At 70.9% G+C, this 21,978-nt stretch carries 24 protein-coding genes; 10 read left to right on the forward strand and 14 right to left on the reverse strand.

Going from position 1 to position 21,978, the window contains the following annotated elements; all coding sequences use genetic code 11:
- The first annotated feature begins 5 nt into the window (after positions 1-5).
- Positions 6-515, forward strand: coding sequence for a MarR family winged helix-turn-helix transcriptional regulator (locus tag ABD156_RS21830; protein WP_344276510.1), 510 nt, complete (start codon positions 6-8; stop codon positions 513-515).
- A gap of 566 nt (positions 516-1,081) precedes the next feature.
- Here ABD156_RS21830 and ABD156_RS21835 read toward each other — a convergent pair.
- The 4 genes from ABD156_RS21835 to ABD156_RS21850 form a co-directional block, all read right to left on the reverse strand.
- Entirely contained in the window at positions 1,082-1,609 is a 528-nt protein-coding gene (locus ABD156_RS21835) for a pyridoxamine 5'-phosphate oxidase family protein (protein ID WP_344276513.1), read from the reverse strand.
- Between the two features lie 56 nt (positions 1,610-1,665).
- Complete coding sequence (locus tag ABD156_RS21840) at positions 1,666-2,520, reverse strand: MBL fold metallo-hydrolase (protein WP_344276516.1); 855 nt, start codon at positions 2,518-2,520, stop codon at positions 1,666-1,668.
- 28 nt (positions 2,521-2,548) lie between these two features.
- Positions 2,549-2,956 carry a RidA family protein gene (locus ABD156_RS21845; protein WP_344276520.1) on the reverse strand — a complete coding sequence of 136 codons (408 nt, stop codon included), beginning with the start codon at positions 2,954-2,956 and terminating at the stop codon, positions 2,549-2,551.
- Between the two features lie 70 nt (positions 2,957-3,026).
- A complete protein-coding gene (locus tag ABD156_RS21850) occupies positions 3,027-4,019 on the reverse strand; it encodes a zinc-binding dehydrogenase (protein ID WP_344276523.1) in 993 nt (330 codons plus the stop codon).
- Between the two features lie 134 nt (positions 4,020-4,153).
- Between ABD156_RS21850 and ABD156_RS21855 the strand changes: the two genes are divergently transcribed.
- Positions 4,154-4,621: a hypothetical protein gene (locus ABD156_RS21855; RefSeq protein ID WP_344276526.1), complete on the forward strand. Its 468-nt coding sequence runs from the start codon at positions 4,154-4,156 to the stop codon at positions 4,619-4,621.
- A 73-nt stretch (positions 4,622-4,694) separates the two neighbouring features.
- Positions 4,695-5,438 carry a DUF2249 domain-containing protein gene (locus ABD156_RS21860; RefSeq protein WP_344276529.1) on the forward strand — a complete coding sequence of 248 codons (744 nt, stop codon included), beginning with the start codon at positions 4,695-4,697 and terminating at the stop codon, positions 5,436-5,438.
- A gap of 293 nt (positions 5,439-5,731) precedes the next feature.
- On the opposite strand, the gene ABD156_RS21865 is transcribed toward ABD156_RS21860, so the two are convergent.
- From ABD156_RS21865 to ABD156_RS21880, 4 genes are all read right to left on the reverse strand, one after another.
- On the reverse strand, positions 5,732-6,424 hold the full coding sequence (locus ABD156_RS21865) for a helix-turn-helix transcriptional regulator (RefSeq protein WP_344276532.1): 693 nt from the start codon (positions 6,422-6,424) through the stop codon (positions 5,732-5,734).
- A gap of 33 nt (positions 6,425-6,457) precedes the next feature.
- Positions 6,458-6,814: a ferredoxin gene (gene fdxA / locus ABD156_RS21870; protein ID WP_344276535.1), complete on the reverse strand. Its 357-nt coding sequence runs from the start codon at positions 6,812-6,814 to the stop codon at positions 6,458-6,460.
- A gap of 50 nt (positions 6,815-6,864) precedes the next feature.
- Positions 6,865-8,178, reverse strand: a complete 1,314-nt coding sequence (locus tag ABD156_RS21875) for an FAD-binding oxidoreductase (RefSeq protein WP_344276539.1) — start codon at positions 8,176-8,178, stop codon at positions 6,865-6,867.
- 72 nt (positions 8,179-8,250) lie between these two features.
- Entirely contained in the window at positions 8,251-9,141 is an 891-nt protein-coding gene (locus tag ABD156_RS21880) for a LysR substrate-binding domain-containing protein (RefSeq protein ID WP_377927483.1), read from the reverse strand.
- Between the two features lie 92 nt (positions 9,142-9,233).
- On the opposite strand from ABD156_RS21880, the gene ABD156_RS21885 reads away from it, so the two are divergent.
- A complete protein-coding gene (locus tag ABD156_RS21885; RefSeq protein ID WP_344276545.1) occupies positions 9,234-10,232 on the forward strand; it encodes a DMT family transporter in 999 nt (332 codons plus the stop codon).
- Here the strand turns inward: ABD156_RS21885 and ABD156_RS21890 are convergent.
- Together ABD156_RS21890 and ABD156_RS21895 are read right to left on the reverse strand one after the other, a co-directional pair.
- Positions 10,157-11,281 (reverse strand): hypothetical protein, encoded by a 1,125-nt coding sequence (locus ABD156_RS21890; RefSeq protein WP_344276548.1) that lies wholly within the window; start codon positions 11,279-11,281, stop codon positions 10,157-10,159. The two genes, ABD156_RS21885 and ABD156_RS21890, sit on opposite strands and share 76 nt — an antisense overlap.
- Positions 11,272-12,099 carry an alpha/beta fold hydrolase gene (locus ABD156_RS21895; RefSeq protein ID WP_344276551.1) on the reverse strand — a complete coding sequence of 276 codons (828 nt, stop codon included), beginning with the start codon at positions 12,097-12,099 and terminating at the stop codon, positions 11,272-11,274. Before ABD156_RS21895 ends, ABD156_RS21890 begins: the two co-directional genes overlap by 10 nt.
- Before the next feature lie 96 nt (positions 12,100-12,195).
- Here ABD156_RS21895 and ABD156_RS21900 point away from each other — a divergent pair, with 96 nt between their 5' ends.
- The 4 genes from ABD156_RS21900 (at position 12,196) to ABD156_RS21915 (ending at position 15,574) form a co-directional block, all read left to right on the forward strand.
- Positions 12,196-12,567 carry a winged helix-turn-helix transcriptional regulator gene (locus ABD156_RS21900; RefSeq protein WP_344276554.1) on the forward strand — a complete coding sequence of 124 codons (372 nt, stop codon included), beginning with the start codon at positions 12,196-12,198 and terminating at the stop codon, positions 12,565-12,567.
- Positions 12,568-12,630: 63 nt separating this feature from the next.
- Entirely contained in the window at positions 12,631-13,839 is a 1,209-nt protein-coding gene (ftsW, locus tag ABD156_RS21905) for a putative lipid II flippase FtsW (protein ID WP_344276557.1), read from the forward strand.
- A complete protein-coding gene (locus tag ABD156_RS21910; protein WP_344276559.1) occupies positions 13,836-14,222 on the forward strand; it encodes a hypothetical protein in 387 nt (128 codons plus the stop codon). Before ftsW ends, ABD156_RS21910 begins: the two co-directional genes overlap by 4 nt.
- A gap of 128 nt (positions 14,223-14,350) precedes the next feature.
- Positions 14,351-15,574, forward strand: a complete 1,224-nt coding sequence (locus tag ABD156_RS21915; RefSeq protein ID WP_344276561.1) for a phosphatase PAP2 family protein — start codon at positions 14,351-14,353, stop codon at positions 15,572-15,574.
- Here ABD156_RS21915 and ABD156_RS21920 read toward each other — a convergent pair.
- The 3 genes from ABD156_RS21920 to ABD156_RS21930 all read right to left on the reverse strand — a co-directional run bounded on the left by ABD156_RS21920 (position 15,486) and on the right by ABD156_RS21930 (position 17,386).
- Positions 15,486-16,130 (reverse strand): phosphate signaling complex PhoU family protein, encoded by a 645-nt coding sequence (locus ABD156_RS21920; RefSeq protein WP_344276563.1) that lies wholly within the window; start codon positions 16,128-16,130, stop codon positions 15,486-15,488. The genes ABD156_RS21915 and ABD156_RS21920 overlap by 89 nt on opposite strands.
- Positions 16,131-16,141: 11 nt before the next feature.
- Positions 16,142-16,498 carry a hypothetical protein gene (locus ABD156_RS21925; RefSeq protein ID WP_344276565.1) on the reverse strand — a complete coding sequence of 119 codons (357 nt, stop codon included), beginning with the start codon at positions 16,496-16,498 and terminating at the stop codon, positions 16,142-16,144.
- A 144-nt stretch (positions 16,499-16,642) separates the two neighbouring features.
- On the reverse strand, positions 16,643-17,386 hold the full coding sequence (locus ABD156_RS21930; protein WP_344276568.1) for a dienelactone hydrolase family protein: 744 nt from the start codon (positions 17,384-17,386) through the stop codon (positions 16,643-16,645).
- Between the two features lie 219 nt (positions 17,387-17,605).
- Here ABD156_RS21930 and ABD156_RS21935 point away from each other — a divergent pair, with 219 nt between their 5' ends.
- Positions 17,606-20,242, forward strand: coding sequence for a glycoside hydrolase family 3 N-terminal domain-containing protein (locus ABD156_RS21935; RefSeq protein ID WP_344276571.1), 2,637 nt, complete (start codon positions 17,606-17,608; stop codon positions 20,240-20,242).
- Here the strand turns inward: ABD156_RS21935 and ABD156_RS21940 are convergent.
- Positions 20,232-20,918, reverse strand: coding sequence for an FMN-dependent NADH-azoreductase (locus tag ABD156_RS21940; protein ID WP_344276574.1), 687 nt, complete (start codon positions 20,916-20,918; stop codon positions 20,232-20,234). The two genes, ABD156_RS21935 and ABD156_RS21940, sit on opposite strands and share 11 nt — an antisense overlap.
- A gap of 72 nt (positions 20,919-20,990) precedes the next feature.
- Between ABD156_RS21940 and ABD156_RS21945 the strand changes: the two genes are divergently transcribed.
- Entirely contained in the window at positions 20,991-21,848 is an 858-nt protein-coding gene (locus ABD156_RS21945; RefSeq protein WP_344276577.1) for a sigma-70 family RNA polymerase sigma factor, read from the forward strand.
- Positions 21,849-21,978 lie beyond the last annotated feature (130 nt).

Genomic DNA, 21,978 nt, shown 5'->3' on the forward strand with positions numbered 1-21,978 from the left:
CGCCCATGCCAGCGGAGCGGGACCACGTCGACGGAGTCATGGCGCAGATCACCGGCGTGCGCGAGGAAGACCGGGTCAGCAAGGCGCTGAGTTTCCGTTTGCTGCGCGCGGCCCGGCTGCTGGAAACGGAACTGCGCCGCGAGTTCGACGCTTTCGGGGTGGGTTTGTGGGAAGTCGAGCTGCTGGGCGCGCTCAAGCGGGCCGGTCCTCCGTACCGCCTGTCGGCCGGGCAGCTGCTGGACAGCATGCGCCTGACGTCCGGCGGGGTGACCAAACGGGTGGCCGGGCTGGAACGCAAAGGCTGGGTCCGCCGCGACATCGACCCGGACGACCGCCGGCAGATCCTGGTGAGCCTGACCGAGGAGGGGCTGACCCGGGCGCTTGAGGTATTCGGGATGAAGACGCAGACCGAGGCGCGTCTGCTGGGGGTTTTGTCGCATGCGGAACAGGACCGGATGAACGCCGACCTGCGGGAGCTGCTGCTGGAGTGGGAAGGGCCGGACGGGCGGGCTTGAGGTTCTGGTGTTTTCGGAGCGCTGCTGGGGCGGCCGAACGCCTGTCGAGACCGATCCCGCGCCAGGCTGGACGATCGCGCCGCGGCTCAGGATTATCCAGCAGACGGTGCCACAGTCCGTTGTGGCAATTCCGAGGACGGGCTCGACAGCCGCGCACAACCACCCCGACAACCCGCGCTGTCCGGCGACCTCCCCCGCGCGGTGGCAGGCGATTCCGTCGTGGCGGATCCTGCGGCAGGCCGCACTCGCCGTGGGCGAGCTCCCGACAATAGTTCCGCCACCGCCGCTCATCGCAGAACCGGACCACTGCGGTCAACTCCCGGCCGACTCCCAGCAGGTTTGGGCCGCCACTGCGCGCCGGACTAAACCTGGCCGCCGCACCCAAACTCCAGCCGACTCCCAGCAGCCAATCCCGTCACAGCCACCCCGCACCGAGCCGGTCCACGGCAGCCAATCCCGTCACAGCCACCCCGCACCGAGCCGGTCCACGGCAGCCAATCCCCCGGCAGACTCCCAGCACGCAAGTCCCGCTACGGCCGACCCGCCCCAAAACCGGGCCACCGCGATCAATCCCTGGCGAACTCCCAGCACGTCGCCCCATGCGGTTCCTCCGACGCGACTCCCACCGCGCGTCGCAGGGTGAGGCGGTACAGGTGCCACGGCGGCGGGCCCGCGCTCGGCGCGCTGAACGGTGCCGTCAGCGCATCCCCGGTCGCTTCGGCTGGCCAGCCGCCGGAGCGGTAGACCTCGGCCAGGCGCGCGACGGTGTCGACGTCCGTGACTCGGTGCGCATCGCCCTCCAGCACCAGGTCCAGGCCGCGCAGCCGGACCGAAATGCTGCATGCCGGGTTGGCCGCGAGGTTGCGGGAGCGGCGCGTGCCCGGGCCGCCGACGAAGTACAGGGTGTCGTCCACCCAGACTGCGCCTACGCCCGCCGAGTGCGGGCGTCCGTCTGGGCGGACGGTCGCCACGAAGAACGTCAGGTCGGCGGTCGGGGTGTCGGCGGCGAGAACATCGCGGGCACGGCCCCACGGCAGCGGGGCGTTTCCGTAGCGGTCGAGGCTGCGGGTTGTGGTCGGTTCGTAGTCAGTCATGCCCATACGTCGAACGGGGTGCCGCCGAATCGACACGGCACCCGGACGACGACGGGTCAGGCACCTCCTGTCGAGGTCGGGCGGTAGCGGAAACCGTCGCCGTCCTGGGTGATTCGTCCGATCGGGAAGTGCGCGGGAAGGAGGAGCGCCTCCCGTTCGACGGCTAGTTCGCACAGGGTCCGCCGGGATTCCGCGGCGGCGACGGGGTCCGCGTCGCCGCCTTGGGCCAGGGTCAGGTTCGCGAACTGGAACGGGTGGTGCAGCACATCCCCGCTCACCAAGGCGTGCTGATCGCCGCTGCTGAGTTCCGCGATCAGGTGGCCGGTGGTGTGGCCGGGCAGAGCGCGCAGGGTGATGCCGTCCGCCACCTCGTACGGGAGGTCGATCAACTCGACCAGGCCTGCCTCGACGACCGGCAGCACGCTGTCTTCGAACGTCCTGGCCAGGTCGCCCGCGACGCCGCCGTCCGGTGCCGACGCGTGGACCTGCTGGAGCCAGGCGTATTCCTCGCTCGGGATCAGATACCGGGCGCGCGGGAAGGTCGGATCCCAGGAACCGTCGACCAGGGTGGTGAAGCCGCCGCAGTGGTCGGGGTGCAGGTGGGTCGCCACTACGACGTCGACGTCCTCCGGCACGACGCCGGCCGCGGCCAGGCGGTCGAGGTACGGCGCGTCGAAGTGGTGGTGCGCCAGCAGGACCGGGCGTTCCTTGGCGTTGCCGTTCCCGGCGTCGAGGAGCACGGTCTGGTCCGGCGTGCGCACCAGGTACGTGGTGATCGACAGGTCGAGGTCGCCACGATGCTCCCCCAGGTGTTCCGGCGTGACCGCCGGGAACAGGTCGGCCGGGGCGAACGGCCAGTGGTCCAGTTCGGCTACCGGGTCGATCCGCAGCTGTCCGAGGGTGATGGTCATCGGGCTTCCTGTCGTTCGGAGAGCAGGTTCATCGGGGCACCGCCGCCATCGCTTCGATTTCCACGAAGAGCTCAGGTTTCGCCAGCGCGGACACGACGATCAGCGATTGCGTCGGCCAGTCGCTCTCCGGGAACCACCGGCTGAACACGTCGCCGGTCGCCGCACGGAAACCGGGCAGGTGCTCGGCGCCCGCGACCATGCTGAAGACCTTGACCAGATGCTCCGGCCCGGCACCGGCCGCCGCGAGCACGCGTTCGATGTTCGCCAGCACCTCGCGCGTCTGCGCTTCCGCGTCCGGGCCGGCGAGCGTGCCGTCCGGCCGGGCGCCGATCTGACCGGCCACTACGACCAGCTCGTGGCCTGCGGGAATCTGCGCGAGGTGGCTGTAGCGGCCGACCGGCGCCGCGACCGTCCCGGGATTCCAGCGCTTGCTCATCAGGTGTTCCCCTCCCTTAATTCGTGTCCACAGTTCACCACGAGGCACCGACAAAAAATCACCGGCCGGGTCAGCCGATCGCGACCACCAGCTTGCCGAACTGGTCCCCCGACGCCAGTTCGGCCAGCCCGCGCGGCCCGTCCGCGAGGTCGTAGACGTGGTGCACCACCGGCCGCAGACGGTGTTCCGTGACCAGCTCGACCATCCGCGAGAACTCCCGCGCGCTGCCCATCGACGTGCCCAGCAGGCTGATCTGCCGGAAGAAGAGGTTGCGCAGCGACAGCTCGACGTCCGGGCCGGTGGTCGCGCCGAGCGTCACCATCCGGCCGCCGGAGCGAAGCACGGAGAGACACGCGTCGAAGGTCGCCGAGCCGATGCTGTCGACGACCAGGTCCACCGGTTCGCCGAGTTCGGCGGCCCAGTCGCCGCTGCTGCCGATCGCACGGTCGGCGCCCAGTTCCGTTGCCCCGGCGAGCTTTTCGGGGCTGCGCGAGGTGACGCTGACCGTCGCGCCCACGGCTTTGGCCATGGCGAGGGCGAACGTCGCGACCCCGCTGCCGATACCGGGCAGCAGCACGTGTTCCCCGGCGGTCAGCCCGCCGCGAGTGAACAGCGCCCGGTACGCGGTGAGCGCGGCCAGCGGCAGCGCGGCGGCCTCCGTCCAGCTCAGGTGCGCGGGCTTCGGCAGGACATTGCCCGCCGGGACCACCACGTACTCAGCCAGCGTGCCGTTCGTCGGCACCCCGAGGATGGCCGGGACTTCCGGCACCACGTCCGGCTCGGCCCACTCGAGGGACGGGTTGATGACGACCTCGGTACCCACCTCGACGGACGCGTCCGCCGCCACGACCACTCCGGCACCGTCCGAGCCCAGCACGGCCAAGGGATCGGCCGGATCGCGACTGTCCACGATGAACAGATCCCGGTGGTTCAACCCGGCCGCTTTCAGCTGGACCAGCACTTCGCCCGGCCCCGGTCGCGGCACCGGGACCTCCGCGACCCGCACCCCGCCGACTCCCGCCGCGCCTTCGTGGACCACTGCCTGCATCGCTTTTGTTGTCACGTCCGCGAACCTAACAGCCGGGACCGTCCGCCGCCGCGCCCGGGCGAATCCCGTCACAGCGGGGAATTTTCGCGCCGGACCCCGTCGCGCCGACCGGAGCTGAGCTGATCTTTTTCACTAGATAGTTTGGATATATGACTCCTCGATTCGCCGCCGCGGCACCGTTCGCCGCGCTCGGCATCGGGTGCGCGGTCGCCGGCGGGCTCGCGTCCGCGGTCATCGCCCCGCATCCGACCCCGCACGGCGCGTGGGCGGTCGCCTATCTGGTGCTGGTCGGCGGGATCGCGCAGGTCGGCCTCGGGATCGGACAGGCGCTGCTCGCCCCGGCACCGCCCGCCCGGCGGCTGGTCGTCGCTGAAGTCGCGGCTTGGAACGTCGGAAATGCCGCCGTACTGGGCGGAACGCTCTCCGACGCAATGCCCGTCGTCGACCTCGGCGGCGCGATTCTGGCCGTCGGCCTGGCACTGCTGGTCCTGGGTGTGCGCGGCGGATCGCCGGACGGCCGGGCGCGCTGGGTGCGACACGGTTTCCAGGCATTGGTCGTGCTGCTGCTGGTCAGCATCCCGGTCGGACTCGTCCTCGCGCGGATCGGCCCGCGCTGAGTCCCACGTCACGTCCGCCAGCCCCGCTCTTTTACACTATTATTCTCGTACATACTCTTTCCGGGAGGTTCCCGTGACCGGCGCGTCCGAGGTATACATCAGCGGCACCAGCACCGACCCGGCGCTCCGGGCCAGTCGTGCCCTCCGCGCCGAAGCCGGCCGGATTCTCACCGAGTACCGGGAAAAAGCCGCTGTGGTCACGGAACTTCAGCTCGACGGCAGCGCTCGCGCGGAGGCCAACGCGCGGCTGAGCGCGTTCGCCACAGGCCCGTTGACCGGGTACCTGTCCGCCGCGGACCGCGCCCTCAACGCGACTGCCGCCGGAGCTCCCGCGACCCGGCTGCTGGTCCGCGCGCTGCGTCGGATCCAGGACTCCGTGCTCCGCTCGGTCGACGAGCTGCGGCAAGCCGACACCTCGGCCCAGGTCAGCCATGCCGCACAGGCGTTGGACGCGCTTCTCGCCGCCTACCTGGACGCCGAGACAAATGTCCTCTTGCCCGCGCTCGCCGACCTGCCAGGAGCCGACGTCCCCGCCCTCGTCGACGACCTCCGCACCCTCCTCGACGGCGGCGAACTGGAGAGCCCGGAAATCCTCGACGTGCGCGAAATCCCGCACGGCACCCGGCATCCGCGCATCTTCGGCCGCTACGCGCGGCTCGCGCCCGGCGAATCGTTCGTACTCGTCAACAACCACGACCCGAAGCCGCTGCGCCGCGAGTTCGCCGCCGCGCACGGCGAGGGTTTCACCTGGGAGTACGTGGAATCCGGGCCGGAGAAGTGGCAGGTCCGGATCGGACGCGCCGCGGTCCCGGCCTGACCCCGGTGCCCGCGCCGACCCCCTTCGGCGCGCCCCCGCGGCGGCCGGTCTCCCCCGCCCCGGCCGCCGCGGACCGGGTTCACGCTCCTGACACCGATCGATCGCGCGCAGCGGAGTCCGTACCTCGGGTTTCGCCGCAGTGGCCGTCCACATCAGACAGCTGGCGAGTAGTCGACGATCAGCTCGGTTCCGCATCCTGCAAGATGAGGATCACCGGCGACAGAAGGTGAAATGCGTGTTCGATGACCTCACCCCGCGCGAGCCACCCGGGAGCATGCGGCCACGGCAAGAGCCTAGCGACGACGTTTCCCCGCCGGTTTCAAGTGCGCCAAACACAACGACGGCTCCACAAACGCCTCCAGCCTCTCCGCGGTCAACGGCGCGCGCACCTCGGCCAGCACCCCGCGCATCAGCCCGAGATGCAAACCGCACACCACGTCGCGGCGTTCCTCGGCGACCTCCCGGAACGGGCAGTGCCGCAACCGGATCACCGGGCGCTCCGAGTCGTCCACCGCGTCCGGGGCGAAGCCGGCGTCACTGAGCACAGTGGACAGTCGCCGGAGGCCCTCGGCCTCGTCGACACGCCGGGTCGGGGGCGGGCGGTCGGCCAGGTAGCGGCCCCACGCTTCGCCTGCGGATTCCGCGGCTTTGCCGGGGTCGGCGACGTTTTCCGCGATCAGACCGGTGAGCATCTCCGCGAGCAACCGGTAGCTGCGCCGTCCCTCGGCGGCTTCCTCGGCGACCGCGACGTAGACCGTCCGCGGGCGGCCGGGGCGGGTGCGGTCTTCGATGCGGCGTTCGGCGAGGCCGGAGTCGACGAGGCCGTCCAGGTGGAATCGCGCGGTATTGGGGTGCAGTCCTACCTGCACGGCGACGTCCTGCACCGCGACCGGACCGCCCTCCGAACGCAGCGCGTGCAGCACCCGTGCCCGGCTCTCGCCCAGCGCGCGGGAGCCGAGCGGATCGGTCAGCGTCTGCTCGCTCATGCGGGACAGTTTAACTGAGTGGACTAGGGCAAACTACTGCTGCGCGGAAAGGTCCGGACGCGGCTGCCCGGCGACCAAGGGAGTGTCCACCCCGAGGTCGCCGAGTTTCGCCGCGCCGCCAGGACTGTCCAGCGGGGCGTCGCGGCCAGGCAGGGTTTCGCTGAAGAACCGGGCGTTGTCCCCGGCGTAGCCGCGCCAGCGCTCCGGAAGGTCGTCCTCGTAATAGATGGCCTCAACGGGGCACACCGGTTCGCACGCTCCGCAGTCGACGCATTCGTCCGGGTGGATGTAGAGCGAGCGTTCGCCGACGTAGATGCAGTCCACCGGGCATTCGTCCACGCACGCCCGGTCCGTCACGTCCACGCACGGCTCCGCGATCACATACGCCACGGCCCGCTCCCTTCACCCTGGCTTTTTCACCAATGTACTCGGTAAAAGGGTCAAGCCAGCGGGATGGCGCGGAAAACTCCGTCCGGGTCGTAGCGGTGTTTGATGTCCCGCAGCCGGGCGGTGTGGGGGCCGAAGGGCTCGGCGGACGGCACGTCCGGTCCGAGCAGGTTCGCGTACGCGCCAGGCAGGGCGTAGGGGGCCAGCGCGGCGGACGTGGCATCCGCCCAGGACCGGTCGTCGGTGCCCTCTCCCAATCCGAGCACCTCGACCATCACGTGGTCCTCCCGCAGCGGGAAAGGCGTGCTCGCCGCCGGGATCCGGGCGGCGACGCCGTGGAAGTGGTGGATCGACAGCCCGGACAACGGCGAGGTCCGGGCTTCCGCCTGCGTGACCAGCACCGAGACGATCTCCGGGGTGAACGCCGGGAACGACCGCGTCCGGATGGTGACCGACCGGCCGCCGGGGAACATCGCGTCCCGGCGAGCGATCTCCGCCGCGTACGACGACACCGGCGCTATCTCCGCCGCGAGCGGCGTCCCGAGCCGGGCGAGGAAGCTGTCGGGATCGGCGTTGCCACACCACGTCGGCCAGACCATGACGCACAGCGAACCGTCGGCACCGGCGAGCACACCGGTCTGCACGGTCAACTCGTCGGGCGCGCTGGCCTGGATTTCCGCTACCGCGGCGAAAACCCGGCCGGCGTCGGCCGCCGGGTACCAAACCGGACCGGTCGTGATCTGCGGTGGCGCGTGCAATCGCACGCCCAGCGACGTCACCACGCCGAAGTTTCCGCCGCCGCCGCGCAGCGCCCACCACAGATCCGGCAGCCGCGAAGCATTGGCGAGCACCACTTCGCCGTCCGCGAGGACGATCTCGGCACCGAGCAGATTGTCCGCGGCGAGCCCGTATTTCCCCAGGAAAGGACCGTATCCGCCGCCGAGCGCGAGCCCGGCGAAGCCGACCGTGCCGATGGTGCCGACAGCCGCCGTCAGCCCGTGCGCCTCCGCCGCGGCAAGCACGTCGTTGGACTGAGCCCCGCCGCCGACCACGGCGGCTCGCCGTCCGGCATCGACCGCGACCCGGTTCAACGGACGCAGATCGAGCGTGATCCCGCCGTCCGCCAGCGCGCGTCCGGCCCAGTCGTGGCCGCCGCCGCGCACGGACAACGGCAGGCCCAGTTCGCGCGCAACCCGCACCGAGGCTTGGACATCCGCTGTGCTCCGGCATTCCACGACCACGTCCGGCCGTGCGACGACGGCGGCGTTCCACACCGTCGCCGCCGATTCGTACTGAGGACCAGAGGTGTGCACTTGCCCGTCGGGCAATCGAGCCCGCAAGGCGCGGGCGGCATCCTCGGCAGTCATGGGCGGCTCCCCTGCTCGTCGATTCCGACTCTAGGGCCGAACCGGCCGGAAAAGGCAGCCGCGCAACAAGATTCAGCGATTCACATAAGTCGCCGACGCCTCGCTGAGCGCCTCCAGCGCCGCCCGGACCCCGCCGTGCGCCTCCTCGCCGGACCGGCACGCGGCGATGATCGTGCGGTTCAGCACCGGCCGGGTCGCGAGCATCCGGACGCCGTCGGGCACCGGTCCGCGAGCGAGCCGCGGGACGAGCGCGGCGCCGACGTTGCCCGCGACGAGCGCCAGTTGCGTCACGTAACTCCCGATGGTGCAACTGATCCGCGGCTCCAGGTCCTGCGAACGGAGCACGTGCACGAGCCATTCGTAGCAGCCGGACCGGCCGGTCCAGCTGATCCACGACACGTCGTCCACCTCGGAGAGATCGACCGTGCGCCGGTGCGCGAGCCGGTGCCCGGCGGGCAGCGCCAGATCGGCGACGTCGGAGAACAGCGTGACCTGCGTGATCCCGGGCGGCACCACGGTCGGCCGGTCCGCCCAGCTTTCGAACACCGCGACGTCGAGGTCGCCGGCGAGCACCTTCGGCAACGTCTGTTCGGCTTCGCCCTCGCCCAGCGTCACGTTCAGCCGCGGGTGCTGTTCGGTGAGCGTGGCGAGCGCGGGCGGGAGCAGGGCGTGCACGCAGGTCGCGATCGAGCCGATCCGCAACGGCCCGAAGACGTCCTCGCGCAGCCGTTCGAGATCCGTGCGCGCCTCGGCGAGTTGCGCCAGCACGCGCTCGGCGTGTCCGACCAGCACCTGCCCGGCGCGCGTGAGCCGCACGGTCCGGCCGCGCGGCTCCAGCAGCGCCAAGCCCGCTTCCCGCTCGAGCTTCGCCAGCTGCTGCGACACCCCGGACGGCGTGACGTGCAACGCGGCCGCCGCCCGGGCGACCGAGCCGTGCTGCGCGACCGCGTGCAGGGCGCGCATTCGATCCACACTAAACACGGTAGTGATGCTACTGGATTTCCCGCAGGAACATTCACTTGTCCTTGATAGTTAGCGCCCCCACCATAGAAGGCATGACCACCGAATCCGCCCCGTTGCCGACCGCCGGTCCGATCGCCGCGCTCACCGGCCGCGCCGACCCTTGGCTGCTGGCCGCGGCCGGCTGCCTCTGCATCGCGCTGACCTCGGTGCTCATCAAGGTTTCCGGGGCCAGCGGGGCGACCAGCGCGTTCTGGCGCTGCGCCCTCGCGCTGCCGCTGCTCGCGATCCTGGCGTTCAGCGAGGCGCGGCGGACCCGCGTCGGCGCGAAGATCCTGCTGCCGCTGCTGGCCGGGCTCGGCCTCGGCCTCGACTTCGTCCTGTGGGGCGAGGCGATCCCGCGCGTCGGCGCGGGCGTCGCGACCATGCTGCTTTCGGTGCAGGTCGTGATCGTGCCGCTGCTCGCGTTCGTCTTCCTCAAGGAGCGTCCGGACCCGCGGTTCAAGTTCGTCGCGCCGACGCTGATCGTCGGCATCGTGCTCGCGGGCGGCGTGTTCGGCTCGTCGATGAGCGGCTCGAACCCGGTGCTGGGCATGGTTTTCGCGCTCGCCGCGGGCGCGGGCTACTCGGGGTACCTGTTGCTGCTCCGGCTCAGCAGCAGCCCCGCGACGCAGGTCCGCTCGCTGTCGCTGGCCACCGTGTCGGCGGGCTTCGTGTCCGTCGCGCTCGGGCTGCCGTTCGGCCGCCTCGACCTGACGCCCAGCCTGCCCTCGCTCGGCTGGTTCGCCGCGCTGGCCCTGGTCGGCCAGGTCATCGGGTGGCTGCTGATCGCCGGCGCGCTGCCGCGGCTGGCGGCTTCGACCGGCGCGACGATGATGCTGCTGCAGCCGGTCGGCGCGGTCATCTTCGGGTTCCTGCTGCTCAGCGAACGACCGGGTGCGCTGCAGCTCGTCGGCTGCGTGATCGTGCTCGGCGCGGTGTGTTTCGCGGGGCGCGGCGCGGCGAAGCGACCCGCGGTTCAGCCGTCGGCCAAGCTCAGCCCGGCCGAGTCGAGCAGCCCGCGCGCCATGTCCCTGAACTCGTCGCGACGGTGATCGACCAGGCCGTCCCCGCCGAGCAGGTCCGCGGCCAGCTCGTCGACCGGCCAGCGGACGAGCTTGCCGTGCCGTCCGAGCAGCAGCCCGACGTCGCGGATCCGGTACAGGTCGGCGACGTCGAGCCAGGCGTACAGCAGGATCTGCCACAGCCAGCGCCCGGCGCGCTCCGGGTCGCCGACGGTCAGCACGGTCTTCACGTCCAGCAGTGTGCCCTCGGCGATCCCCGCTTCGGGGTCGAGCTTCCCGAGCAGGAGGTCGCCGTCCGCCCAGCCGGGCACGATGGTCGGCGCGGCGATGCCGAGCGGATAGCCCTCGGGCGGGGCGCCGGCGAGGCGGCGCAGTTCCCACAGCGCACCGTTGTCGTGTAAGCGTTTCGCGAGTTCCGCCAGCTCGGTCACCGCCGCGTCGGCGGGCAGGGCGCGCAGGTCCGCGATCGTGCCGCCGCCGTCGACCACCCGGGCGAGCTGCGGTTCGATCCGGCCGGAGCGGTAGATGTCCTCGCACGCCGACAGCACCCAGTTCGTCCGCGCCAGTCCCGCTTCCGCGCCCGGCCCGCCGAGCACGCCGGGCGGGGCGTGCCGCGCTTGGTAGCGACGAGCGCGTCCTAGCAGTTCGCCCCACAGCTCCTCGGCACCCGGAAGTGCTTCGCCGTGCGGCATTCCGTCGCCGAGGTCGAGCCAGGTCGCCGCCGCTGGACGGATGCGGAGCGCCCGTGCCCGGTATTCCGGCGGGAGCTCGTCGTGCGTCGGGTACTCCGCGGCTTGCGCGTGTGCCCACGGGCCGCTGCCCCACTGCGCGCGCACCATGCCGAGCAACGCGTAGTACGGCGGCGCGGGCTGTACGAGGTCCGCGATCCGCTGGCCGAACGCGCCGCCGATCTCGGCCCAGTGCTGACGCGGAGGGCGCGCGAGCGTCGGGCGGATCGGGCGTACCCCGTTCGTCGCCTCCTCGACCCGGCGCGCGGCCGCGGCCGTGCCGGTGAACACCCGCGCACACCAGCGCGCGAGTGTCCCTCGCGGGTCGGCCAGCTCGGACGTCAACGACACCCGGCCAGTATCTCCCGGGACAGGAACGGCAGCAGGAGATCGAGGAATTCGCGCGGGCGGTCCAGCGGGATCAGGTGCCCGCAGTCCGGCAGCACGTGCCCGGTGAGGTCGGCGGCGATCGGGCGCAACTGCTGCTCCAGGGCGTCGCCCACGGGATTCGCGCCAATCGCCATCGTCGGGACGGTCAGCCGCTTCTCCGCCGCTTCGGTCAGCTGACGGGCGCTTTCCGGCAGCGCCCGGTAGTACTCGAAGGCGCAGCGGAGCGCGTCGGTCCCGGTGTAGGCCTCGGCGAACGCTACGTGGATGGCTGCCGGAACGCCGCGGCCGAGCGTGCCCTGGTCGAGGAACCAGCCGACGTACTCCGCTTCGTGTCCATTAAGGACAGTCTCGGCGAGGCCCGGCACCGCGTGGAAGCCGAACCACCACGGCGGGCTGGCCGGGAAACCCCACGGCAGCGACTCCATCAGCACCAGGCGGCGCACGCGCTCCGGCCGCCGCAGCGCCAGCAGCAACGCGCCCGCCACCGCCAGGTCGATCGCCACCACCTCCGCGTTCGGCTCTTCCAGCGCGTCGAGCAGGGCCGCGACATCGTCGGCAACTGTTTCCGCGTCGAAACCGCTCTCCGGACGGCTGCTCGCGCCAAGGCCGCGAAGGTCCGGCGCGATTACTCGGTACCGCTCGGCGAGCGCCGGGACGACCTTGTCCCACAGCCGCGAGGTGTGCGGAAACCCGTGCAGCAGCACCACCGCCGGGCCGCTCCCGGAGACGGCGACGTTCAGCCGGACCCCGTTCGCCTCGACCTGCCGCACCGCGTTCATCAGACCTCCTGTGGTTACCATTGGTTACCAGCACACGGTAGGTAACTCCAACGGTGCCGCCAAGACGGCACTTTCCCGACAGGTGGTGAGCCCGAGGTGACCCCCTCCGCCCGCGGCGATCTGTTCGACCCGGCCTGCCCGACGCGGCGGCTGCTCGACCGGATCGGGACCAAGTGGACGTCCATGACGGTCAAGATCCTCGCCGAGGCCGCGCCGGACGAGGTGCGGTTCGCCGACCTGCGCCGCCGGATCCCCGGGGTGTCGCAGAAGATGCTTTCGGTGACTCTGCAGAGCCTCGTCCGCGACGGTCTCGTCTCGCGGCGCGTCGAGGCCACCGTGCCGCCACGGGTGCATTACCGGCTCACCTCGCTCGGCGCGTCGCTGGAGTCCGCGCTCGCGGTATTGCGCACGTGGGCCGAAGAACACATGGCCGACGTCGACCAGGCCAATCAGGAATCCGAACGGTAATTTTCCGCACACGGGCGAGTCGGTCAGCCACCGCGCGGCGAAAACGGCACACACTCACCCGCTGTGGAGTCGCCAACCGAACGGGACAGCAAACCCGCACGGCACGCAATCGGACAGTTCTTCGCGCATCCGCTCGCGTCGTTCCGGATCATCACCGCGATCTGGGCACTGCTGACGCTGCTCGGCGCGGTGATGGCGCTGTCGTCCTCGGCCGCCGCGGCCAACCCGACCGCGGGAACCGGCGTGTACCAAGCCTTTTTCCGGCATCTGACCTTCGTGGCGCTCGGCGCGGCCGCCTTCGTGCTCGGCCTGCGCATCCCGTTTTCCCGTCTGCGCAAGGCAGCCACCCCGGCGCTCGCCGCCGCGGTCGTGCTGCTGCTTCTCGTGCTGACCCCGCTGGGTTCCGACCACGGCGGCGCGCAACGCTGGCTCGCCGCCGGGCCGATCACCTTGCAGCCAGTGGAAATCGCGAAGGTCGCGCTGGTGTTCTGGGGCGCGCATCTGCTGGTGTCGAAGCAGCGGGTGCTGCACCATTGGCGGCATCTGCTGGTGCCGCTGATCCCGGTGACCCTCGCGTTGTGCGCGCTGCTGCTGGCCCAGCCGAATCTCAGCGGCACGGTCACGCTCGCTCTGATCACCTTGGGATTGCTGTGGTTCGCCGGCGCGCCGAAACGCTTGTTCGCCGCCATTCTCGCCGGCGGCGTCGTCGGAATCGTCGTACTCGCCCTTTTCGCCAGTTATCGCCTCGCGCGCATCCTTTCTTTTCTCTCGCCGAATCCCGACGCGAGCGGCAGCGGCTACCAGGCACAGCAGGCGCAATACGCCCTCGCCGACGGCGGCTGGTTCGGCGTCGGGCTCGGCCGGGGCGCGGCGAAATGGAGCTACCTGCCGGACGTGCAGAACGACTTCGTCTTCGCGCTCGTCGGCGAGGAGCTCGGCTTCGCCGGCTGCCTCCTGGTGCTCGGGCTGTTCGGCTACCTCGCGGTGATCGGCCTGCGCACCGCGTCCCGGGTCACTGATCCATGGGTGCGGCTCGTCGCCGGGACGACCACCCTGCTGCTGGTCGCGCAGGCGCTGATCAACATCGGCTACGTCGCGGGCGCGCTGCCGGTCACCGGCGTGACCCTGCCGCTGGTGTCCGCGGGCGGGACGTCGCTGGTGGTCACCATGCTGCAGTTCGGCATCCTCGCCCAGGCCGCGCGCGAGGAGCCGGCGGCGCGGACGTTCCTCGCCGGGCTCCCGAAGAAGGCCTCCGGTACAGTCCGAGCGTGATCAAGAAGGCACTCTCCGCTACCTTCGCGGCAGTCGCGCTCGCCAGTCTCGCCGCGTGCTCCAACCCGACCGGCAAGTCGTGGGCGATCACCTACGAGATCACCTCCGACCAGCAGACCACGGCCACCGGCGTCACCTACGGCGAATCGGGCAACCGCTACGAGGACAAGGTCGCGCCGCACCAACTCGCCGGCCCGCTCGGGCTGCCGTGGAAACAGGATGTCGTGGTCAGCGCCGGACAAGACGCCTCGGTCACCGCGACTCCCTCGACCGCCGCGACCCTGCGCTGCCGGATCCTGCTGGACAAGAAGAAGGAACTCGCCAAGGCCAGCGCCCCCGCTCCCGGCAAGCCGGTGGCCTGCAAGCACACCACCGACTCCTGACCCGTCCCGGAGAGTCCCCGCGGACTCACGGGGCGTCGCGGCCTCCTCTCCGCCGCTCGGTACGCTCGTAACCTTCGGGTGAACGCGAGATGGCCGCCAGGCGAACCGGCGGACCGGGGAGGGATTGTATGGCGACCACGGCCGGAGCTTCCAGCAGCGAGACGTACGACGCGATCACCCATTTCGCCCAGGCGATGCCGGGCTGGGTGCAGTCTCTCGTACTGGCATACACGTCCTACGGCCTGGTCCTCGTGGCCCCGTTCTTCGCCTGGCTCTGGTGGCGGGCCCGCCCGACCGGCTCGCCCGAGCGGATGGCGGCGGCGCTGCTGGTGCCGGCAGCCACGGTGGTGGCGTACGTGCTCAGCGAGATCGTGAAAGCGTTCGTGCACGAGCAGCGGCCGTGCCGGGGACTGCCGCCGGAGGCGATCGTCGGCGTCTGCCCGCCGCCGGACGACTGGTCGTTTCCCAGCAACCACTCGACCATCGCGGCCGCGGTCGCGCTCGGCGGGGCTTTCGCCTGGCGCAAGGGCGCGCCGTGGCTCGCGGCCTTCGCGGCGACGATGGGTTTCTCGCGGGTGTTCGTGGGGGCGCACTATCCGCACGACGTGCTGATCGGGCTCGCGCTCGGGGCCGGGATGGCGTTGCTGCTGCAGCGGTATGCGCTGGCTCCGGCGGCTGGGCTCGTGCGGCGGTTCTCGGGCAAGGTGCCGTTCGGGTTGCTGGGTGTCACGCCGGAAGGTGCGGAGGCGACGACGGTGCTTCCTCCGGCGGAGAAGAAGGCTCGGGGACCTCGCGGTGGCCGCCGGGACGTCGATGCCGCGTCTGTTCGTCCCGAAGACGCGCCCGCCGATTCTCTGCCCCCGCGCAGGCCGGTCCGGCCCGCCGATTCAGCACCCCAGGACGCCAGCGGTCGCCCGGTTCGCCCGCGGAATCCGCAGCCGGAGGGCGGTGCCGCAGGGGGTCCGCCGCCGCGGAGGCAGAATTCGCAACCGATCCGCACCGCCGAACCGCAACCCGGTCCGGCCCGCCCGCGGCAGAATTCGCAGCCGATGCGCACTGCGGAACCCCAGCCCGGTCCGGCCGACGCGCCGCCGCAGAACCCGGGCCGTCCGCCCGAGCAACCACCGGCGCGCGGCGCCAACCAGCCGCCAGCCCGTCCGACGCGCTCGCAACAGCCCCGTCCGGCAGGTCCGCCGCAGTCGCGCGGCGCGGGCTCGCCGCCGCGTCCGTCGAATCAGGCTCCGGCCGGTCCGCCGCCGGACCTCAGCCCGGGAGATCGCCCGTCGCGGCGAACTCCAGGCGCTTCGCGACCGACACCGCCTGGTCGGCGAAACGCTCGTAGAAACGGGTGAGCAGGCTCAGCGCGACCGCGATCCGCTGGTCCTGCGTCCAGTCCGGCGCGGTGACCGTCGCCATCACCTGGGCGTGCAGCGCGTCGACGCGCTCGTCGGCGCGGCTCAGTTCGGCGTAGCCGCCGCGGGCCTCGCCGTGCACGAGGTCGGCGAGCCGCTCGGCCATCGCCGAGGTGACCTCGCCGAGTTCGGCGAACACCGGCTCCAGGTCGGCGGGCACGGTCGGGTCCGGGTGGCCGCGCCGGGCGGTGCCCGCGACGTGCGCCGCCAGATCGCCCATCCGTTCGATCTTCTCCGCGCAGTACACCGCGGCCAGCACAGCGCGCAGGTCGCCCGCCACCGGTGCCTGCAGCGCGAGCAGCGAATACGCCTCGTCCTCGCAGGCGGCGCGCTCGTCGTCGAGCTCGGCGTCGCCGCTGAGCACCTGTTCGGCCAGCGGCAGGTCGGTAGTCAGCAGTGCCCGGGTGGCCCGGCGCATCGCCTCGGCGGCCGCCTCGGCCATCGCCGCCAGACGCCCGTCGAGCTGTTTCAGGTCGTCCTGGAAGCCTTCGCGCATGTCGAGCGACTTTACCGGCGGCCGGCGGACAGGCCCGCGTCGGCCAGCGACCAGGCCTCCTCGGGCTCGGCCAGCTCGTAGCTGTGGCTGCCCTCGTGCCCGCCGGGCACCCGGCAGAACACGCCCTCGTCGGACTCGGCGCCGCAGAGCGCGCGGGTCTCCAGCACGCGGCGGCCGGGCCACCAGCGCAGCCACATCAGCGGCTCCTCGCCGCGTCCGCCGACCTGGGTCGCGTGCTCGTGGCCGTGCCCGGCCTCCAGCTCGCAGAACAGCTCGGGCTCCGTCCCGCGGACCGCGACGCTCCGCAGGACCGAGCGCTCGCGCCCGGTCAGCTCCACCGGTTCGCGGCACAGCGCACCTTCGGCCATGCGGCCAGCGTAAACGGCCGCCGCCGATTCCGCGCGCAGGGCCCGGCCGCGAGCCGTGAAGGGCTCCTTGAGGGAATCAGATTCCCGCAAGGAGCCCTTCACGGACAGCAAGCCGGCTGTCGCGCGGTGTTGGTCACCGGCAGGTCAGCGCACCCGCTCCAGGAGCGCGAACAGGTTCTCCCAGTGCCGCTTCTCGCCCTCGGCGTGGTACGCCGCCGTGTCCGACATCGTGAACCCGTGCGTCGCGCCCTCGTAGACCTCCGACCGGTAAGTCACGCCTGCCTCGTCGAGGGCGTGCTCCAGCGTCTTGATCTGCTCGGCGGTGGCCGACGGGTCCTGGTCGGCGTGCCCGAAGTACACCTCGCCGGTGATCGACCCGACCCGCAGGTGCGGGCTGTCCGGCTGGTCGGTCGCGAGACGCCCGCCGTGGAACGACGCGATCGCCTTGACCCGGTCCGGGAACGCCTCGATCACGCGCAGCGCGTTCGTGCCGCCCATGCAGTAGCCGGTGATCACGACCGGCCCCTCGGCGACGCCGTCCTGCGCGACGAACCAGTCGAGGTACTTCTCCGCGTCGCGGGTGATCGCGTCGGTGTCGAGGGCCTCGATCAGCGGCATCAGCTTGCCGAAGACCTCGCCGCGCCGCTCCGGGTCTTCCAGCGCGGAGAAGTCCACCAGCGGCGTCCGGCCGCCGCGGTAGAGCAGGTTCGGCGCCAGCACGGCGTAGCCCGCCTCGGCGATGCGGTCGGCCATCTCCTCGATCCGCGGCCGCAGCCCGAACGCGTCCGGGAAGAGCAGCACCCCGGGATGCGGCCCGCCGTCCGGCACGGCCAGGTACGCGTCCGCGGTCCCGTCGGCGGCCGGAACGTCTGGCTTTTCCTTGCGCATCCGCTTTGTCCTCCCTTGTATTCAGTGCCTTCAATGCCTTCGCGGCCTTCGCGATCAATCTATCCCCGTCCGGCGCCGGGCCGCCGCGCCCCGCGAATGTCCCGTTTCCTGTCCGGTCAATGGACTGAACCACTGCGGTCGGCGGATTGACGGAGTCCGGTTTGCCCGGTCAGGATCACCGGGCCCGCTCCGGGCCGCCCTCCGCAGAACGGACTGTCGATGGCCAGACCTCCACGCTCCCCGCGCGCCCGGAACCGGGTCGCCCTCGCCGCGCTCGTCCTCCTCGGCGGGCTCGTCCCCGCCCAGGCCGCGCACGCCGCTCCCCCGCGCCAGCCGGACGTCGGCCCGCCCGCGCTCGACCGGAATGGCTGTGCCCGCATCGAAAACTCGCTGCCCGAACTGGCGGACTGGCCGAAGGTGCGCAGCGCGATGCCGCGGAACCCGGTCGACGAATGGCGGATCAAGCAGATGCTCTCCGGCATGTCGCTGGAGGAAAAAGTCGGGCAGATGACCCAGCCCGAGATCGGCGCGATCACGCCGGCCGAGGTGACCCAGTACTCCATCGGGTCGGTGCTCAACGGCGGCGGCTCGTGGCCGGGCGGGAACAAGCACGCCAGCCAGCAGGACTGGCTCAAGCTCGCGGATTCCTATTGGGACGCGGCGAAGGCCACGAGGACAAAGATTCCGGTAATTTGGGGCATAGATGCCGTGCACGGAAATAACAATGTGTACGGCTCCACCGTTTTCCCGCAGAACATCGCGCTCGGTGCGGCGCACGACCCGTGCCTGGTGCGCGACGTCGAGAACTCCACCGCGCGGCAGATCCGCTCGACTGGCCAGGACTGGGCGTTCGCGCCGACGCTCGCCGTGGTGCAGGACGACCGCTGGGGCCGTACTTACGAGGGCTTCTCCGAGGATCCGCGCATCACGCGCGCCTACGGATACGAGGCGATGAACGGCCTGCAGGCCGGGGCGCGGCTGCGGATCGGGCCGAACGGCGTGATCGGCACCGCCAAGCACTTCATCGGCGACGGCGGCACCACCAACGGCCAGGACCAGGGCGTGAACGCTTCTTCTGAAGCGGACATGATCAACCTGCACGGCCAGGGTTATTACGGCGCGCTCGCCGCGGGCGCGCAGACGGTCATGGCGTCGTTCAACAGCTGGACCAACCCCGCCCTCGGCATCAACGAAGGCAAGATCCACGGCAGCGACAAGGTCCTCAACCAGATCCTCAAGGGCAAAATGGGCTTCGACGGCCTGGTCGTGTCGGACTGGAACGGCATCGGCCAGGTGGACGGCTGCACCAACGCCAGCTGCCCGCGCGCGATCAACGCCGGCCTCGACGTCGTGATGGTCCCGAACGACTGGAAAGCCTTCATCGCCAACACGGTCGCGCAGGTGCGCGGCGGCGAGATCCCGATGTCCCGCATCGACGACGCGGTCACCCGGATCCTGCGGGTGAAGCTGCGCGCCGGGCTGTTCGAGGAACGCAAGCCGTCGCAGCGCTGGTACGCCGGTTCGTCGGACGCGCTCACGGACAAGGCGCTCGCGCGCGAAGCGGTGCGCAAGTCGCAGACGCTGTTGAAGAACAACGGCAACGTGCTTCCCTTGGCGCGCAACGCGAAGGTGCTCGTGGTCGGCAAGAGCGCGGACAGCATCCAGAACCAGACCGGCGGCTGGACGCTGACCTGGCAGGGCACCGGGAACACCAACGCGGACTTCCCTGGCGCTACTTCGATCCTCGCTGGGCTCAAGGAGGATCTCGCGAACGTCACTTTCGATCCCACCGGCACCGTCGATCCGAAGGGTTACGACGCCGTCATCGCTGTCGTCGGCGAAACGCCGTACGCGGAGGGCGTCGGCGATCTGCAGCGAAAGAGCCTTGAAGCGGCGAAGCTGTATCCGGAAGACCTTGCGGTGCTGGACAAAGTCAGCGGCAAGGGCACGCCGGTGGTGACGGTGTATGTCAGCGGGCGTCCGCTGTACGTCAACAAGGAGCTCAACCGTTCCGACGCGTTCGTCGCCGCGTGGCTGCCCGGCACCGAGGGCGGCGGGGTCGCGGACATGCTGGTGCGCGGCAAGGATCGCGGCGGATACCACGGCAAGCTGTCCTACTCGTGGCCGAAGAGCGCGTGCCAGACGCCGCTCAACCCGTGGAGTCCCGGCTACGACCCGCTGTTCGCGCTCGGCTACGGCCTCACGTCGAACCAGCGGACCACCGTCGGCAAGCTCGACGAGACCGAAGGCCCGGCCCGCTGCGGGTCGACCGGGGGCGGCGGCACCGCGACCGAGGACCTGCCGATCTACGACCGCACGGATGTCGCGCCGTACAAGAGCTTCATCGGCTCGGCGTCGAACTGGGGCGGCACCGAGATCGGTCCCGGCGGCACCGCTTCGCATCCGGAGATCACCGTGGTGCCGGCCGACGTCAACGTCCAGGGCGACGGCCTGAAAGCGACGTGGACCGGCACCGGCGCGGCGCAGCTGTACTCGCAGCATCCCGGCGGCACCGATGATCTGCGCGGGTACCTGAATGCCGACGGCGCGCTCGAGTTCGACGTGATCGTGCATTCGCCGCCGGTGAACCGGACGGTCGTCAGCCTGCACTGCGTCTACCCGTGCTCGTCCGAGGTCAATGCCACGAAACTGTTCGGCGATCTGCCCGCCGGGCAGAAGTCGACGGTGAAGATCCCGTTGTCCTGCTTCGCGAGCGGGCTGGACTTCGAGAGCGTCGACACGCCGTTCCTCGTCTACACCGACGGCGCGTTCTCCGCCTCGTTCGCGAACGTGCGGTGGTCGCCCGGCGGGGCGAAGGATCCGGACGCGCGGAAGTGCTCCGACCTCACCGGATGAGCCGCTGAGCGGTTTCTCCGGCCTGAGACCTGGCCGCCGCGCGCGACGCGGCGGCCAGGTCTTCGAGCCCGTCCAGCGCCGGCACGTCGCCGACGCGGGTGAACTCCTGGGTCACGAACGTCAGCCGCTCGACGCCTTTGTCGCCGAGGTAAGCGCGCAGATAAGACTCCTGGAACTCGAACTTCTCGCGCGGCGCGCCCGGGCCGTATCCGCCGCCGCGCGCGTTGACGACCACGAAGTCCTTGTCCGCCAGCAGTTTCCGACCGGTCTCCGGGTCGACGAACACGCCCGGGAAGCTGATCCGGTCGATCCACGCCTTGAGCGTCGCGGGCACGCCGAAGTTGTACATCGGCACCCCGAGCAGCACGGCGCGGGCTTCGCGCACCTCGTTGACCAGCGGCAGGGTCAGCTCCCATTCGCGCTGTTCGTCGTCGTCCGCGATCAGTGCCGCGATGTCTTCCAGGGACAGCACTCCCTTGCGTTCCACCCGGCGGCCGAGCCGGGCGTACGCCTCCCTCAACGGCGGCACCGGCTCAGCGGAAACGTCGCGGTGACGCACGATTCCGCCGCCTCTTCGCCACTCGCCGGCGAACAGCGTGCCGAGCTGCCTGCTCACCGACGCCTCTCGGTCGGCGCTCGAATCCACGTGCAGCAGGGGCGCTAGCATGACGGTCATCCGGTTCCTCTCCTCGTCCTTGGTCCTCGGGCCGGCACTCCCATGACGGATCGAGACGGGAAAAGGTGACCGATGGACGACGCACTGGCGCGGCGCTTCGAAGACGAGCGCCCGCGACTGCACGCGCTGGCCTACCGCATGCTGGGCAACGCGGCCGAGGCCGAGGACGTCGTGCAGGAGTCGTGGCTGCGCTTGGACCGGACGTCCGGCGTCGACAACCTCGGCGGCTGGCTGACCACTGTGGTGTCGCGGCTGTGCCTGGACGCGCTGCGCGCCCGCCGGGAAACGCCGGTTTCTTCGGTGCCCGATGCCGCCGGCGGCACTGTTCCCGAGGACGAGATCCTGCTGGCCGGGGAGGTCGGACGCGCGCTTCTGGTGGTCCTGGACCGGCTCGCCCCGCCCGAACGGGTCGCGTTCGTGCTGCACGATCTGTTCGCGGTGCCGTTCGACGCGGTCGGGCCGATCCTCGACCGGACGCCCGCCACCGCGAAGAAACTCGCCAGCCGCGCGCGGCTGCGAGTGCGCGGGGTCCCGGCGGTGCCTGCCGCGGAGCTGGCCGAGCACCGCGAAGTGGTGACGGCGTTCCTGTCCGCGGCTCGCGGCGGGGATATGGCGACTCTGCTGACCGTGCTGGCTCCGGATGTCGTCCGGGTTACCGATCCGGCGATGCTGCCACCGGGTGCTGCTGCGGTGTTGCGCGGGGCGGATGAGGTTGCGCGGGGGACGAAGCTGTTCGCGCGCAATGCGCGGCTGGCGGAGCTGGCGCTGATCGACGGGGATGTCGGTCTGGTACTCGCTCCGGCTGGGAGGTTGGTGGGGGTGCTGAGGATCGAGGTTCGAGGCGGGTTGCTCCAGGCGTATGAAGTGGTGGTGAGTGCCGAGCGGTTGGCGGGGATGGAGATCGCCGCGCTTTCTAGCGAGGCCGTATAGGTCGTTATACACTTTGTTGAGCCGGGCACGCCTTCGTGGACCACTTCTCCGGAGCAAACAGTCGATGAGGCCTGCCCCAGCCCAGGGGAGGTGGCGTGCCGCGCCAGGCTGGGGCAGGCATAACGGTGCG

The organism is Amycolatopsis albidoflavus (genome assembly GCF_039525725.1).
Lineage (GTDB): Bacteria > Actinomycetota > Actinomycetes > Mycobacteriales > Pseudonocardiaceae > Amycolatopsis > Amycolatopsis albidoflava.